We start from the raw sequence: 16,760 nt of genomic DNA, 5'->3' as shown, positions 1-16,760 counted from the left end.
AGGGTTTTGATATGGATAAGCAGAAGCTTGAAAATATGATAGCCGCCCTTGAAATATTTTATGAAACGGCCGGCTATGAGGATTTTTACGAAAAAGAGATAAAAGGCAGGACGGAAGACGAAATATACCTGCTTTATGAGGATACGTTCGGAGAAGAGATATAAGCGGCGTTTGCAGTTTCGCTTTACAAAATGCGCGTACGGTTTTAACGGGCAGCGGCGGCGCGATAGCCGCGTTAAAGCTTCTTGCCGCCGGATTAGCGTAGCCTAAATGAGGGGATTTTTTCTTTGTTGGGCGTGTGCGGCGCTATGAACCGAATCTAATGGCAGTTAAAAACCTTCCGCTTAATATGCGGAAGGTTTTTTGAATGTGTTAATATTGGTTTCGTTTTACAGGAGCGCGCATGGGTTTCAGCAGACATTAGAGGCACAGCGGCTTCTATGGAAAGCGCATGCAAAAAACGCGGAAAAAATTTCATTGTTGGGCGTGGCGGCCTTGTAAACTAAAGCTATACTTAATAGTTAAAATCGTCGGAGTACGGCTGTTTAAAGCGCATTTAAATGAAATATCCGTTAGCGAAACACAAATTATGTTTCCTTTAAATTGCTTGTTATGCACATTAAAATACTTCCGGCCGCATTTCCAAGCGACATTACAACGGTATATAAAAGCGTTTTCAGCGACCATACGTTGGCGGCGGAAAAATAAAACATATCGGCCACGCAGTGCTCAAAGCCCGAACAGATGAAAACCGTTACACAGATAAATATGCCTATAAAGTTTCCGCGCTTGTATGCTTCTACGGCGATATACATAAGTATTCCGCAGAAGAAAGCAAGTATAAACAGGCTTAAAGGGCTGTCGCCAAGCTTTACGGAACAAATCTGTGCCGCGCGTTCGTTTACTGTAAGACGGGTCATGTTAACTAGCATGCCGGAAACAAACGCTCCGATTAAATTACCTATCCATATGACAATAAGATAATATGAGTATTTTAACTTGTCTTTCTGAAGGGGGATGTATCCGACCTTCCCCGTAAACAGATTATACTGGTAAAAACAAACCGTAAAAAGCCCTACGCTGAACAGGAATGCCCCGGCCACAGTATTTTCCACCGAAAGGAACACTGTGCCTCCTATGGATATGCATATGCCGGCTATAACTGCTTTAATGAATATTGTATACATTTTCTCCCCTCCTATAGACGAGAATTATAATTCTTATTAAAAAATATTTCCATTTCTTATTTGACCAATATTTAACGAATTAAATTATGAAATTTTGCTATTGATTTTTGTCCAAAAAAATGCGCTGTAAAATAGTCAACATAAAAAAATGGAAATTTTTATCAATTATGACTAAAAATATCAGATGAATTCTATTTTGTAATAAGGCCCGCCCATTAGTAGGCGTCTTATGAAACGGCGTGTAAAAAACGGCGTTAAAAGCAAAAAATAGTAAATTTGCTGTGTGACCTTTCGTAATTATATGGTATACTTATTAAATCAGTTTATATTTTATGCGGAGGTAATTGACGTGATTTATAATAATATTCTCGAAGCGCTGGGCAACACGCCTATGATACGCCTTAACAGGATTGCGCCGGAGGACGGGGCCGACATATATGTAAAATATGAAGGGCTTAACGTAGGGGGATCCGTAAAAACAAGAACGGCGTTTAATATGCTTAACGAAGCGGAAAAACAAGGGATTATAACAAAGGATACAATAATCGTGGAGCCTACAAGCGGCAATCAGGGCATAGGGATAGCGCTTGTCGGGGCTGTGAAGGGATATAAAGTGAAAATTATAATGCCGGATTCCGTAAGCGAAGAAAGGCGTATGCTTGTCAGCCAGTATGGGGCGGAGGTTATACTTATTCATGACGACGGCGATATTGGAAAGTGTATTGACGAGTGTCTTAACACCGCCCTTAAAATGAGGGATGAAGATCCTAACGTATATGTTCCTCAGCAGTTTGTAAATCCTGACAACAACGCGGCGCATAAAAAGGGAACGGCAATGGAAATACTTCAGCAGATGGGCGAGGTTAAAATAGACGGCTTCTGTTCCGGAATAGGCACGGGAGGAACTATAACAGGCATAGGAGAGGTCCTTAAGGCAGATAACCCTTCCGTTGAGATATGGGCGGTGGAACCTGAAAACGCCGCAATACTTTCCGGGCATAAAGTTGGCACGCACATACAAATGGGAATTGGCGACGGACTTATACCGGATAACCTGAACACGAATATATATAATGGGATCTGTATCGTAACGGATGAGGAGGCTTTGGAAATGTCGAAACGCCTTGCGCGTGAAGAGGGATTGCTGTGCGGCATATCAAGCGGCTCCAATGTCACGGCGGCAGTTAAGCTTGCAAAAAAGCTCGGCAGGGGAAAAACAGTTGTTACGTTGCTGCCGGATACAGGGGAGAGATATTTCAGCACTAAGCTTTTTGAATAATTAAAGAGGCGCGGCTGTAAATTTATCATTCGGCATAAAAGTATTCGCACGGCGTGATATTATAGGTTTTATTATAAAAATACAGAATCGGGTTTTTGCTTCGGATATTTCCGCATATTGCCGGATGAAGGAATATTCTCGTGAAAGACCGGGAAACAAAACAAATATTGTATGGAAGGCAAATAAAAACTCATTATGTATTAAGTTTGTTTTCCTGTTTTGATGGCATGTTAAGTATGCAAACATATGAAATACAGGCGGCGGGATTTTGTTTTATAAAATACCGTTAAATTAATTCGGCAGATTTAAGGTTATAGTTAAGATTTGCCGATGTTTTCAGAGTATTGCGAAATTTAATAAGTAATAGAGGCTGTCCGCTTTAAATAGGGACAGCTGTTTTTTTGTCTGTACGGTTAAAGACAATCCGGAAGAGGCATGCCGTTTCGGATTCCTTACTTGCTTTTACGGCGGCGCGCCTTGATTTCAGCGGATTTTGTCTGTTCAACAACTATGCGTCTGCCTAAAACGGCTATAAAATTTTTGATGCGTTATTATCCATGGACAATCAGTATATAGGAGTTGGCGTTTATAAATTAAATAGGTTAGGTGCGGACGGTTTAAATTTTTATTAAGCAGGTTTTTTATACGGACGTCAAGGAAATGGTTTTATCATATTAACAGAATAATATTTTTGAAGTTTATTTTGTGCTTAGCTTCGGTTTATAAGGTCACACGCGGTTTTAAGCGGCGGAAGCGGCACAATAGCCGTGTTAAAGCCGCTTGCCGCAGGGTTTGCGGCGTTTGCCCGTCTTTGCCTTGCTCTTACGCCGCTGCCGCCGCTTAAAACTCTTTGACCTCACAAGGGAAAAATTTTTTGCAGTTCAAGGCGCATATGTGCCGACATAGCGGCTCCTATGGCAAACATATGCAACGCCGAAATGCGGAAAATTTTCCTTGTGAGGCGTGTGTGTCCTTGTAAACCGAAGCTATGATAAAGTTTAAAAACTGCTTGACAAAATGGAATATAAATGATAGTGTGTATATACACAGTGCATATACACAGGAGGGCGATAGGATGTTGTTTAAGAGCAATGAGTTAGAAGGGCAGGCTGTTATGCAGACTGCCGCAAGAATGTGCGCGGCCGCAAGGACAGCGCCGAAAGCCCACGGCAAAGACACAATCCATACTTTTGTTTTAACCGGTGAGGAAAAAGAAAAACTGGCGTTGAAAATGGAAGAAGTGGGAACACGCGAAATGGGCGACAAAATGTATACATGGTACGGACGCGACGCGGCCAATGTACGGTCGGCGCATGCAGTAGTTTTAATCGGAGCCGACAAAAAACAGCTTGGAGTGCCGCACTGCGGATACTGTGGTTTTGGCGATTGCGACGGATGCAAAAAAGCTGGCGGAAACTGCGGATTTGCGTATGTAGATCTTGGTATTGCAGTTTCCTCGGCGGTATCTGCGGCGGCTATTGATAAAGTCGACTGCCGTGTTATGTATTCGATAGGAAAAACTGCCGAGGAAATGGATTTCGCTTGCGAGTGCATATGGCTTGGAATTCCCGTTTCGGTTTCGGGCAAAAATATCTTTTTTGACAGAGGAATTTTTCATGACTGATCAGGCGTGTTTTTGAATGTTCGGTAAGGAATGTCTGTTTTGTAAAAACGGGATAAGGGTTTTGCATTATTTTCGCTTTTAAAAACGGGAACCAAAAATACAAGGCTTGAAATTTCGGCGGAGTGAGGATGACGCTGTATATAAAAATTTAAGAGGAAAATATATTCGGATTTATTCTGAAACGGATTAAAAAAAGAAGAGGGGCATGGCAGAGGCTGTGTCCCGATTTTTTATGGCTAAGTGATTGAACATATGGTACAATCAAAATGCAAAGATAAAAACGCAGCGCAAAGGAATTTTCCTTGCAGAGCCGGTAGGTAGCCCGGCCGCACCGTTTGGTGTAAGTAACCCTCCCTCCTTAGGGTCGTCCGTTCTTTGCTTATTAAATTTATTTAAGGAGGAATTGCCATGGATAATGTATCTGGCAGACTGACGGTATTTTTTGAGGAACCGTTCTGGACGGGTGTTTTTGAATGTATATGGAATGGCAGGCTGAGAGTATGCCGGGTTATATTCGGCTCCGAGCCGAAGGACGGCGAGGTATACGATTTTATACTGAGAAATTATTATAAGCTGAAATACAGTTCGGAGATAACGGCCGATATAAAGAAAACTGCCGGAAATCCAAAACGTATACGGCGCGAAGTGCGGAAAAGCGTAAAATGCAGAGGCGTAGGCACAAAATCGCAGCTTGCTTTGAAATTACAGCGGGAGCAGTCGAAAGTTGAACGAAAAATCATTAGCCGTGAACGGCGTGAAGCGGAAAAACAGCGGCAGTTTGAACTGAAACGGCAAAAAAGGAAAAAGAAGCGCCGAGGCAGGTGACAAGGGATATTATATTGGCAAAAAAGATTAAAGGTTATGTGAAATTTCGGTTTGACAATTATGCGCGGCCGTGTACAGAAGGAGTCCGGCGGGAATTAACGGGAGCAATAAACTTATTGCTCCCGAAAACAAAAAGTCTAAGGCTATATTCGGATATATAATAAAAACCGTTTATTCCGATTGTATTTACGGTTTTCGGCAGTTTGCCGTACTGTGCAGTCGGATAAACGGTTTTTATTTTTGAAAAATTTTATAAAGAACGGTTTTAGAATTGTTTAGTCGTCCAGTTTTCGCAATTCCATACGTCCGTAGCTATGCCGTCATAAAACTCCGGATCGTGGCATATAAGAAGTATGCTTCCCTTATATGCTTTAAGCGCGCGCTTTAATTCGTCTTTGGCGTCCTGATCCAAGTGGTTTGTGGGCTCGTCTAAAAGCAGTACGTTAGTTTCCCTGTTAATAAGCTTGCAGAGGCGGACTTTGGCCTGCTCGCCGCCGCTCAGCACTTTAACCATGCTTTCAATATGCTTTGTGGTAAGCCCGCATTTTGCAAGGGCGCTTCGCACTTCATACTGGGTATAGCTCGGAAACTCTTTCCAAATTTCGTCAATACACGTGACGTTGTCAGTGTATTTTTTCTCCTGTTCGAAATATCCTGTGTAAAGATAATCTCCAAGCTGTGTTGCGCCGCTTATGGGAGGGATAAGGCCGATTATACTTTTTAAAAGCGTCGTTTTTCCTATACCGTTGGCGCCTTTAAGCACGATTTTCTGCCCGCGTTCCATTGTCAAATCCAATGGACGGCTGAGAGGTTCGTCATAACCTATTACAAGCCCTTTTGTTTCGAATATATAGCGGCTTGCGGCGCGCGCTTCTTTAAAGTTGAATTCGGGTTTTGGCTTTTCATGCCCTAAGTCTATTATTTCCATTTTATCAAGTTTCTTTTGACGGCTCATGGCCATATTCCTTGTTGAAACGCGGGCTTTGTTCCTTGCCACGAAGTCTTTAAGCTCGCCTATTTCCTGCTGCTGTTTTTTATATGCGGCTTCAAGCTGGGCGCGTTTCATGGCGTAAACTTCAAGGAATTTATCATAATTTCCAACATACCTGTTTATTTCGGCGTTTTCAACGTGGTAAATAAGGTTGACGACGCTGTTGAGGAACGGTATGTCATGGGAAATAAGTATAAATGCGTTTTCGTATTCGTTTAAATACCGCTTGAGCCATTCGATGTGGTTTTCGTCAAGGTAGTTCGTAGGTTCGTCGAGAAGAAGTATATCGGGCTTTTCAAGAAGAAGCTTGCCTAAAAGCGCTTTTGTGCGCTGCCCTCCGCTAAGTTCCATAACGTCGCGGTCCATGCCGATGTCCTCCAGCCCCAGGGCGCGGCCGACTTCCTCCACTTTTGAATCGATTATATAGAAATCATGGACGGTTAACGTGTCCTGTATTTCGCCAAGCTCTTCCATCATTTTTTCCATTTCTTCGGGTTCCGCGTCCCCCATGCTGTCGCATATATCGTTCATACGGCTTTCGAGGGCGAAAAGCGGCGAGAATGCGCTTTTTAAAACATCGCGTATTGTCTGGCCCTTTTCAAGCGACGTGTGCTGATCAAGGTAGCCGACTTTGACATTTTTGCTCCATTCGATTTTACCTTCATCCGGCATAAGCTTACCGGTAACAATACTCATAAATGTGCTTTTGCCTTCGCCGTTTGCTCCGACAAAGCCGACGTGTTCGCCTTTAAGAAGGCGGAACGATACATTATTGAATATTGCCCTGTCGCCAAAGCCGTGGCTTAAATTCTGTACGTTTAAAATACTCATTCTGATTCTCCTTACTAATATATACAAATCGGCGGCGATTATTATATTACAATGGCCGCGGCATTATTTCAATACTAAAACTGTACATTGTGTCCACAGAGTGGTAAAATGCCGTATAAAAGGGGGAATTTTTAAATGGAAGCTTTAATAGTTGTCGATATGCAGAAGGATTTTATTGAAGGGAGCCTGGGGACAAAGGAGGCTCGGGCCATTGTTGAAAACGTGGTTAAAAAGATAAAAGATTTTGACGGCGAGGTTATTTATACAAGGGATACCCATTACGACGGCTACCTTGAAACGGCGGAGGGCAGAAACCTTCCGGTTATACACTGTATTAAGGATACCGAAGGATGGAAAATAGACGAAAGGGTTTTTAATGCAGGGAAAGGAAAGTGTGCGTCTGTTATCGATAAGCCGACTTTCGGCTCCGAGGAATTGGCGGCTTTTGTAAAAGGCAGGGGGTATGATAAAATTACGCTTATAGGCCTTTGTACGGATATATGCGTTATATCAAACGCGCTTTTGTTAAAGGCCGCATTGTGGGAAACGCCGATTGCCGTAGACAGGTCGTGCTGCGCGGGGGTTACGCCCGAAAGCCATGAAAGGGCGTTAGGCGCAATGGGTATGTGCCAAATAGAGGTTTACTAAGCGGGGAATATTTTCGGAAGAGGAATAAGAAACTTTCATTATTGAATTTAGTAACATAAAAAATACGCGGCCTGTAATTGGAATTTTGCCGTGTTAAGCATGTTAAACGCCGTTTTATGTTTGAACGGCGTTTTTTATTTTTATGTATTGCCGCGAACAATAAGAAAAAATATTTCTCATAATGGAATTTTTTTAAATATTTATTAACGCATAATATGAGCGGACGTTTTTGAATTACTTCCGGAAAAAGCCGGAAGCAGTGGATTCAGCATAGTTAGCGCATGGACGAAGGCTGGAACATTCATTCGGAGAAACTATGCGACTTGTGCGCCGCATAAATAATATTCGGGGAACGTATATGTCTTTATAAATTAAAAGTATCCGCCGATTAATTTTCATTGCGGTTTCAGGAAGAAAGTTTTCGGACGGTTCCGCGGCGGCCTTTAAATTTTTTTGAACTGCAAGAAGCCGTGAAAGCGCGGGGGTTATGAAGAAAAAAGGCTTATTATCCGAACGGCGTAAAAACGCTATATAAACATGTCCATAAATTTGTTGACTGCATGCAGTACGCCGCCTTCATCGCATGAAAGGGTAACGTAGTCGGCCAGCTTTTTAATATGCTCTTCCCCGTTTGCCGTCGCAACTCCGACGCCGGCAAAACCCAGCATATCTTCATCATTGCCGTTGTCGCCGAAAGCCATAACTTCACACGGTTTTACGGAAAGCTTTTCGCACAGCAGTTTGAGCGCCCGGCCTTTTGTTGCCGAAGAACTTGTGATTTCTATGTTATTGGGCGAAGAACTTGTAACTGAAATGTCTTTGCGGGCCGAAAGGTGATTTTTAAATTCCGCCCTAAGGTTTTTGTCTTTAAATATAAGGTTTATATTTTCAATGCGGCAGCTGTTTCGGCGTATGAAATCGGCGCTGTCGTCTATTGGTTTTCTTGTTGAAAGCACATATTCCATATGGGCGGCGCTTACGGCATATTTATCGACACACTCTATAAATCGTTTTTCCGTGTAGGCTATGCCTTCGGAAAACAGTTCCGCCATTATTTCTTTGTTTCTTGTGTTTTCAATTATACTTAGCCCTATATCGGCGTTAAGACAAGTCCTTATAATTTCGATTCCTGTCTGAATGTTTTTAACGGCCGCGCCGTTTGACGATATTACATACTTGATCCCCTTTATATCAAATACGTCTTTTGGGATTGAGCCAAGCGGCCTTCCCGTAGCCGGTACAAATATTACGCCGCGTTTTATTAAACCGGAAATCCCGTCGGCAAGGGCCGGTGGGATTTTTTTGTCGGACGTAAGCAGCGTGCCGTCCAGATCGCTTGCAATCAGTTTTATTTTAGACGCCATTTTGCCAGCACCTTCCTCCGCTAAATTTACTGTAATATTAACACATACGGCCTTTATCTGCAAGTAAGGTGCGAATGCTTGATAAAAGAGCGGCTCAATATCGCATATTTGGGTATGGGTATCGTTTGGAGAGGGGTTTTTAAACATTGAGTGGAGTATTTGAACAATGAGCGGGACCGGATGTATTTTTAAATGGGACAAAAGCCGTTAAAATAAGCGTTTTGTTTACCGTTATCAAATAAATAATTTACCGTTGGTTTTGTCGTTTTATGTATTGTGTTTAATTTAATATCCGAAAAACGGCGTGCCGTTATGTATGTTTAATAAAAATAAATTATTTGTTTACAAATACTTGAAAAAATTACGGCGTATAGTATAATGTTCTGAGTTTAGTAAAAATAATTTGTTTGTTTAGTATTAGATAACTTTTTCCGGGGGCGTTTTATGGATATAGGAATAAAAATAAAGCAGCTTAGGACGCAGAAGGGGCTTACCCTTGAAGAGCTTGCAAGCCGATGCGAACTGACAAAGGGTTTTTTATCTCAGCTTGAAAGGAACCTGACTTCCCCTTCCATAGCGACTTTAAACGATATACTCGAGGCTTTGGGAACAACGCTTTCCGAATTTTTCAGCGAGGCGAAAGACGAAAAAATCGTTTTTAAGGAGGACGATTTTTTTGTTGACGAACGGGAAGGGTATAAGGTTAACTGGATTGTGCCTAATTCCCAGAAAAATGAAATGGAACCCGTGCTTATAGAGCTTGAGGCTGGGCAGAAAACGTTTGAGCTTAACCCAAACGACGGAGAGGAATTCGGTTTTGTGCTTGAAGGGCGCGTTACGCTTGTAAACGGCGACAAGGAATATTTTGTTAAAAAAGGGGAAACATTTTATCTCAACGGAAGGGATTTTCATTATTTAAGAAACGACAGGAAAACGGCGGCAAAAGTTTTATGGGTTTCAACCCCGCCTCTGTTTTAGGCCGCCGCCGTTTTTTCGGTATAATGAAATTTACCGCTTAGCGGGCGCGGATCGCGTTTAAAAGGGAGTATTCTAAAATTTCAGTGGGGAGAGGGAAATGAAAAAATTAATTCAGTTTAAAAACATAGTTAAGGAGTTTGACGGGCAGCTTGTTTTAAAAGGGATTAACCTTGATATATACGAAAACGAATTCGTTACCCTTTTGGGGCCTTCCGGCTGCGGAAAAACAACTCTTTTAAGGATACTTGGAGGTTTCCTTGAAGGGTACGAGGGACAGCTTATATTCGACGGGCAGGAAATAAGCGGCGTGCCGCCGTATAAGAGGGAAATAAATACTGTTTTCCAAAAGTATGCGCTTTTTCCTCATATGAATGTTTACGACAATGTGGCTTTCGGACTAAAGATAAAAAAAGAACCGAAAGATATTATAGAGCAAAAAGTTAAACGTATGCTGAAGCTTGTAAATCTTGAGGATTATGCAAAAAGGGCCGTAACGGAAATGAGCGGAGGCCAACAGCAGAGGGTGGCGATAGCCCGCGCGCTTGTTAACGAGCCTATGGTGCTTCTGCTTGACGAGCCGCTTGGCGCGCTTGATCTTAAACTTAGGAAAGAAATGCAGCACGAGCTGAAAAAAATACAGCAGGAAGTCGGAATTACGTTTATTTATGTAACCCACGACCAGGAAGAAGCCCTCACCATGAGCGATAAAATCGTTGTTATGAAAGACGGGGAGATACAGCAGATAGGAAGCCCTACCGATATATACAACGAGCCTGTGAATGAATTTGTCGCAAATTTTATAGGCGAAAGCAATATTATAGACGGCGTTATGATACGCGACAGGCTTGTTATGTTTGAGGACAAAAAATTTGAATGTGTCGATACGGGCTTCGGAGAAAATGAGAAAGTCGACGTAGTTATACGTCCGGAGGATTTGGACATAGTGCCTAAGGAAAAGGGCAAGCTAAAAGGCGTTGTAAAAAGCGTGCTTTTTAAAGGCGTACATTATGAAACTGTCGTCGAAACGCGCGCCGGAACAAGCATAACGGTTAAAATGCACGTTTCCGAGGATCGTCCTGTTTTCAACAGCGAAGCCAATGAAAAAATGAGCGCCAACGATTTTTATCTCGATGTAAGCGACATAGAGGAACTTACCGAAAGCGATATAATTGCGAGGGCCGACGCCCAAGCATGGAACCCGGATACAGACAGCCTTATTTCCATAAACAAGGTAGAGTACAGGATCGAGCCTAAAAACGGCGTATATCCGGTTACGTTTTCAACGGCGGCAGGCACTATAGCGACTGCAAATATGATTGTTCGCGATGAAAACAGGATTGTAAGCAATGTTTATCAGGAGGAAATATATGCCGTTAACTTCTTTAAAAAGGTTGACGAAATAATGGAGAGCATTGCCCTTGAAACAGATCTTAAAACGTGGGCGAACGCTTCTGCATGGAGCCTTGAGGACGATTCGCCCGTTGAGATAACGGATGTTGAATATTCGTTTGATCCCGAAAATATCGCCGCGGGCGATTATGACGTTACATTCAAAACGGAAGGCTATGAATATAAAGTAGATACTACCGACAAATATGAAGTCGGCGACGAAGTGGGCCTTATGTTCGTGCCGGAGGATATACATATTATGGAAAGGCAGGGATAAGCATGAAACAATTTCGCCGTATGGCTCTGCCATACATAATATGGATGGCGGTTATGATTGTCCTGCCTATGCTTTTGATACTTATGTATGCTTTTACTTCAAAGGGCAACGATGTGACGACATTCAGGTTTACATTGGAAAATTTCGGGAAGTTTTTCAGCGATCCGATATTTCTCGACGTTTTAAAACGGTCGCTTTTAATTGCTGTTATAACAACCGTTATATGCATAATTTTGGGGTACCCCGCCGCTTATATAATTGCAAATTCAAAGCCGAAAACAAAGATAATGCTTGTGCTGCTTATAACAATACCAATGTGGATCAACATGCTTGTAAGGACATACGCATGGATGGGAATACTCCAAAACGACGGCATAATAAACACAATACTGGGATTTTTCGGAATAGGCCCAGTAAAAATGCTGCACACAAGCTTTGCCGTTATACTCGGAATGGTTTATAACTTTATACCTTTTATGATATTGCAGATCTATACGTCGCTTACCAAAATGGATAAAAGCCTCTTGGAGGCCGCAAGCGATTTGGGCGCCGATAAGGTTAAGTGCTTTTTAAAAATTACACTGCCTCTTTCGATGCCGGGCGTTATAAGCGGGATAACCCTTGTATTCCTTCCGGCCGTTTCAAGCTTTTTTATACCGAAGCTTTTGGGAGGCGGGCAGTATGTGCTTATCGGCAACGTAATTGAAAGCCAATTCCTGACAAGCGGCAACTGGAATTTCGGAAGCGCGATTTCGCTTATTATGGCAATTATTATTATGATTTCCATGTATATAGCGAAAAGGGTTGACGCTGATCCGGAAGGGAAAGGGGGCCTTGTTAAAAAATGAAAAAAAGGCCGAAAATACTTTCGAAAATATTTATGGGCATAATGATGCTGTTTTTTTACGCCCCGATTATATACACAATTATATTCTCTTTCAACAGCAACAAAAGCCTGACCCACTGGAACGGGTTTTCACTGCGTTGGTATGAAAAAATGTTTAATAACGGCGATATGATGGACGCTGTTGGATACACTATACTTGTAGCTGTGCTGGCAACGGTTATTTCAACATTCGTAGGCACTATAACGGCAATAGGGCTTTCAAAAAGCAATAAAGTTGTTAAGGCTATGGTTGAAAGGGTAAACGATCTGCCTATTATGAACCCCGAAATAGTAACGGCAATAGGGCTTCTTATGTTTTTCAGCGCATTAGGTGTTAAAAAGGGGCTTGGCACAATGCTTGCGGCGCATGTAATGTTCTGCATACCGTATGTGATGCTTAGCGTATCGCCTAAGCTTAGAAGCTTGGATCCGAACCTTGCAGACGCATGCATGGATCTTGGGGCTACGCCTTGGCAGGCCCTTACTAAAGTTATAGTGCCACAGATAATGCCGGGAATTATATCAGGGGCCCTAATAGCGTTTACAATGAGCTTTGACGATTTTATTATATCATATTTTGTTACTGGCAACGGAGTAAGCAACATTTCAATTATGGTCTATACGATGAGCAAACGTATAAACCCTTCAATAAATGCTTTAAGCACAATTATAATACTGTTGATAACAATAGCGCTTGTGCTTATTAATATAATCCCATTAATTAAAGAAAGGAAAAGTGCAAAATGAAAAAATTAATCGTATGTTTTTTAGGAGCCGCGCTTTTATTAAGCGGATGCGGCGGCAGCTCGAATTCGGAGGGAGGAGAAGAAAAATATTCCTCAAATACGTTAAAGCTTTACAACTGGGGCGAATATATGGGTGAAAACCTGATTTCGGACTTTGAGGATGAGTTCGGCGTTGACGTTATCGTCGAATATTTTGATTCAAATGAAATGATGTACACCAAGCTTCAGGCAGGAGATTCATACGACGTGCTTGTGCCTTCGGATTATATGATTGAAAGGCTTATTGCAAACGACATGCTTATGGAAATAGACAAAAGCCTTATACCTAATATAGAAAACCTTTCCGACGGTGTAAAAAACCTTGACTACGACCCTGACAACACATATTCCGTGCCGTATTTCTGGGGGACAGTAGGCCTTGTATATAATAAGGAAAACGTGCCTACGGAACTTATTGAGGAAAAAGGCTGGGAAATATTAAAAGATACAAATTACAAAGGCAGGATTTATATGTACGATTCCGAAAGGGACTCGTTTATGGTTGCCCTTAAAGCGCTCGGATATTCTATGAATACCGATAATGAGGAAGAAATAAACGAGGCGTATGAATGGCTCAGGGAACTTAACGATACAATGGAACCTATATATGTAACAGATGAAGTAATTGACAGTATGATGAACGGCGACAAGGATATAGCGGTTGTTTACAGCGGCGATGCGACGGTTATACTTGACGAAAATGAGGATATGGAATATTTCATGCCGTCGGAAGGAACAAACCTTTGGAGCGACGCTATGGTTATACCAGCCAATGCCGAAAATCCGGAACTTGCCCATGAATTTATAAACTATGTTCTGACATATGACGCGTCGTACGGCAACAGCGAAACGGTTGGCTATGCTTCAAGCAACCAGGAAGTTCTTGATGAAATGAGCGGTGAAGGCGGTTTATATGCGGATAACGAGGCTTACCTTCCGAGGATGGGATACGATAAAGATGAGATTTTCAGGGACAACGAGGTTTTAAAACAGAAACTTTCGGATCTTTGGATTAAAGTTAAAGCGGAAAAATAAAAGCGAACGGTATTTTAAGGAATTTATACGCTGTATAGATTAATGAATATAAAACTGCCGTGCAGATGATTGCAGATCATTTGTGCGGCGGTTTTTAATTATATAAATTTCAAAATTTGTTCCGTTCATTTGGTTTTCGGCAGGATTAATTCATAATATTGCATAGGCGGAAACGCTTTTGTTTTCAAAAAGCGGATGAAATTTTACACAAACGATGCTTTTGTATAGAAAAATATATGAAATATATAGTTTTTAATGGAAATATTAAAGGATGCGCTTCAAAATTAAGAATGATATATGGAATATAACGGTATTATATCGCGTTTATAATGAACAATATTTTATTAATATGCTTTATTTGAATAATTATTGATTGAATTTATACGAAAATATACCGGGAAATTTAAGATTAGAATAAAAAAAATGAAATTATATACACATCTTTTTACAACAATTTAAAGCTAAGTCCGTTAATATCGGCTTTCGTATTATGTAAAAAAATTCTAATGCAAGCGAAGGTATAAACAGACAGACGAAAAAAAACCGTCGCGGCCCTATATTGTTGCAATGCGGAAACGTTTGCAGCAAATTAGCCGGAGCAATTTCGGATCAAAACTTTAAATTGCCATATTTAGCCGAATGGAGGCGGCATGGAGTTTTACCCGCAACACATCGTCCATTTTAATATAAACAAAAAGCACATAGGAAATCGGTAAAGCTTTATAAATTTACGTCGAAATGTACACAGAAATAAACGCTTAAAATTTTAACGGGTTAAAAATGTAAATTTTATAAAAGACAATAAAATTTGTGAACTTTTTTTGTTTTATATTTTTATACTGAAGTTAGGGGGAGTTTATTTTGCTTAGATTTTTATTATTTTTCAGTTTTATTCATATTTTGGGGATTTTAAGTTATGGAAATGCGCATATTGCCGCTGTTATTATTATGGCTGGATGTATATTTATATATAAATATAAAATATTTAGATTTGAGGAATTTTCTGTATTTTTTATAGCTTTATATAGGGATTTTATGATGTTTTTTGTAGAAATATTTGTTTTTAGGCATTTTTTCGCCGGACTTACCGAAGCTGTGCATGTTAAATATCACAAATAATTTTTTAACATTAAAAGAAATATTTGGCCGTTAAAAATTTGACATTACAGGCGCATTTATTTATTATATATGTGCAAATGTTTAAGGCCTGTTTAATTGTAATAAACCCGGGATATGTTATAAAAACGGCTCATTTCTGCAATTTATTTCTAGGAGGGCATAAAATGCTTCTTGCAATTTTCTTAGTGGGTATAGCTTTATTAATGCTTCTTATCATCAAATTTAAAGTAAACCCTTTCATCGCGCTTTTATTAGTTTCAATAGTTATCGGTTTGGGCGGCGGTATTCCGGTTGCGCAGATACCAACCGATATAGCGAAGGGCTTCGGCTCTACAATGACCTCTATAGGTATTGTTATCGCGCTCGGAATTTTACTTGGCCAGCTCCTTTATGAAACGGGCGGCACAGAAGAAATAGCAAGCCTTGTGCTTGAAAAAATCGGCGTAAAGAACTCGCCGTTGGCAATGAACTTAACAGGCGTTATAGTTGCAATACCTGTTTATTTTGACGCGGCTTTCGTTATACTTGTTTCTATTGCGAAACAGCTTTCAAAGCAGACGGGCATTAATTTTGCGCGTTTTGTTACGGCGCTTGGCGTAGGCCTTATTGTTGCCCATTGCCTTGTTATTCCTACTCCTGGGCCTATGGCCGTTGCCGGCACTGTAGGGGCGAGCATGGGGCCGTTCGTATTCTATTCGCTAGTAGTTGCGGTTCCTGCCAGCTTAATAGGCGGCGTTTTATATTCAAAATTAACTGTGGACAAGTTTTTCCCTAACGGCTTTGAAATTAAGGAGGACAGCGAGGCCGCGGCAAAGGCTGAAGCTTCAAACGGTCCTAAGCCAAGCGGACAGCTTGCAATCGGGCTTATTCTCCTTCCTATACTCCTTATACTCTTAGGCACTGTTGCCGGAGCGGTTATAGGTGATAAGAGCCCTGCCGTAACAGCGTTTTTCACATTTATCGGCGATAAGAATATAGCGCTTTTCATAGGCGTGCTCGTTGCGGTTTTCGCCCTTAAAAAATACCTCAAAAGGCCTTTGGAAGACGTGCTTACAGAAGGCGCGGCGCAGGCCGGAATGGTATTTCTTATAACGGGAGCCGGCGGAAGTTTTGGGCAGATTATCAACTCAACAGGTATCGGCGAATATCTTGTTAACGTTATGGGCAACTTCAATATACCGCTTATACTGCTTGCGTTCCTTCTTTCGCAGATACTCCGTGCGGCACAGGGTTCTGCAACAGTAGCCCTCGTAACAACGGCGTCGATTGTTGCGCCGACTATTGCGGCAGTAGGTGCGTCGCCGGTACTTGTAGGCCTTGCAACATGCTGTGGAAGCGTAGGGCTTTCGCTCCCGAACGATTCAGGTTTCTGGGTAATTAACAGGTTCTCCGGTTTCTCGTTTGCGGAAACATTTAAAACATGGACGATAGGCGGCCTTGTAGCGGGCTTATCGGGTTTTGTAGTAGTGCTTATATTAAGCCTGTTCGCGGGAGTTCTTCCGGGGCTTTAAAATTGAATACAGCCGCCGCCGTATTTAACGG

Annotated in this window: 14 protein-coding genes; 11 read left to right on the top strand and 3 right to left on the bottom strand. The window is 41.6% G+C overall.

Features of this window, described 5'->3' with window-relative positions; translation table 11 throughout:
- Positions 1-11: 11 nt before the first annotated feature.
- A complete protein-coding gene (locus NE664_02165) occupies positions 12-164 on the top strand; it encodes a hypothetical protein (GenBank protein MCQ4725467.1) in 153 nt (50 codons plus the stop codon).
- A gap of 423 nt (positions 165-587) precedes the next feature.
- Here the strand turns inward: NE664_02165 and NE664_02160 are convergent, their stop codons facing one another.
- The gene (locus tag NE664_02160) at positions 588-1,187 is read right to left on the bottom strand and encodes a formate/nitrite transporter family protein (GenBank protein MCQ4725466.1); all 600 of its coding nucleotides are present in this window, start codon (positions 1,185-1,187) and stop codon (positions 588-590) included.
- 349 nt (positions 1,188-1,536) lie between these two features.
- Between NE664_02160 and cysK the strand changes: the two genes are divergently transcribed.
- The 3 genes from cysK to NE664_02145 all read left to right on the top strand — a co-directional run bounded on the left by cysK (position 1,537) and on the right by NE664_02145 (position 4,915).
- Positions 1,537-2,466, top strand: coding sequence for a cysteine synthase A (cysK, locus tag NE664_02155; protein ID MCQ4725465.1), 930 nt, complete (start codon positions 1,537-1,539; stop codon positions 2,464-2,466).
- Positions 2,467-3,541: 1,075 nt separating this feature from the next.
- Positions 3,542-4,090, top strand: a complete 549-nt coding sequence (locus NE664_02150; GenBank protein ID MCQ4725464.1) for a DUF2148 domain-containing protein — start codon at positions 3,542-3,544, stop codon at positions 4,088-4,090.
- A gap of 408 nt (positions 4,091-4,498) precedes the next feature.
- A complete protein-coding gene (locus NE664_02145) occupies positions 4,499-4,915 on the top strand; it encodes a YjdF family protein (GenBank protein MCQ4725463.1) in 417 nt (138 codons plus the stop codon).
- Positions 4,916-5,180: 265 nt separating this feature from the next.
- Here the strand turns inward: NE664_02145 and NE664_02140 are convergent, their stop codons facing one another.
- Entirely contained in the window at positions 5,181-6,737 is a 1,557-nt protein-coding gene (locus NE664_02140) for an ATP-binding cassette domain-containing protein (GenBank protein MCQ4725462.1), read from the bottom strand.
- 135 nt (positions 6,738-6,872) lie between these two features.
- On the opposite strand from NE664_02140, the gene NE664_02135 reads away from it, so the two are divergent.
- Positions 6,873-7,385 carry a cysteine hydrolase gene (locus NE664_02135; protein MCQ4725461.1) on the top strand — a complete coding sequence of 171 codons (513 nt, stop codon included), beginning with the start codon at positions 6,873-6,875 and terminating at the stop codon, positions 7,383-7,385.
- Between the two features lie 527 nt (positions 7,386-7,912).
- Here NE664_02135 and NE664_02130 read toward each other — a convergent pair.
- Positions 7,913-8,749: a Cof-type HAD-IIB family hydrolase gene (locus NE664_02130; protein MCQ4725460.1), complete on the bottom strand. Its 837-nt coding sequence runs from the start codon at positions 8,747-8,749 to the stop codon at positions 7,913-7,915.
- 444 nt (positions 8,750-9,193) lie between these two features.
- On the opposite strand from NE664_02130, the gene NE664_02125 reads away from it, so the two are divergent.
- From NE664_02125 to NE664_02100, 6 genes are all read left to right on the top strand, one after another.
- On the top strand, positions 9,194-9,727 hold the full coding sequence (locus NE664_02125; protein MCQ4725459.1) for an XRE family transcriptional regulator: 534 nt from the start codon (positions 9,194-9,196) through the stop codon (positions 9,725-9,727).
- A 97-nt stretch (positions 9,728-9,824) separates the two neighbouring features.
- Entirely contained in the window at positions 9,825-11,393 is a 1,569-nt protein-coding gene (locus NE664_02120; protein ID MCQ4725458.1) for an ABC transporter ATP-binding protein, read from the top strand.
- Positions 11,394-11,395: 2 nt separating this feature from the next.
- Positions 11,396-12,241, top strand: coding sequence for an ABC transporter permease (locus tag NE664_02115; GenBank protein ID MCQ4725457.1), 846 nt, complete (start codon positions 11,396-11,398; stop codon positions 12,239-12,241).
- Positions 12,238-13,026, top strand: coding sequence for an ABC transporter permease (locus tag NE664_02110; protein MCQ4725456.1), 789 nt, complete (start codon positions 12,238-12,240; stop codon positions 13,024-13,026). The genes NE664_02115 and NE664_02110 overlap by 4 nt, the downstream gene beginning before the upstream one ends.
- A complete protein-coding gene (locus NE664_02105; protein ID MCQ4725455.1) occupies positions 13,023-14,099 on the top strand; it encodes an ABC transporter substrate-binding protein in 1,077 nt (358 codons plus the stop codon). The genes NE664_02110 and NE664_02105 overlap by 4 nt, the downstream gene beginning before the upstream one ends.
- Positions 14,100-15,382: 1,283 nt before the next feature.
- Positions 15,383-16,729, top strand: a complete 1,347-nt coding sequence (locus NE664_02100; GenBank protein ID MCQ4725454.1) for a GntP family permease — start codon at positions 15,383-15,385, stop codon at positions 16,727-16,729.
- Positions 16,730-16,760: the final 31 nt, after the last annotated feature.

Origin of the sequence: Anaerotignum faecicola (assembly GCA_024460105.1) — a bacterium.
Classification (GTDB): Bacteria; Bacillota; Clostridia; order Lachnospirales; family Anaerotignaceae; genus JANFXS01.
Note: the sequence above shows the minus strand (reverse complement) of the source record. Positions and strands in the feature narration are given on the sequence as shown.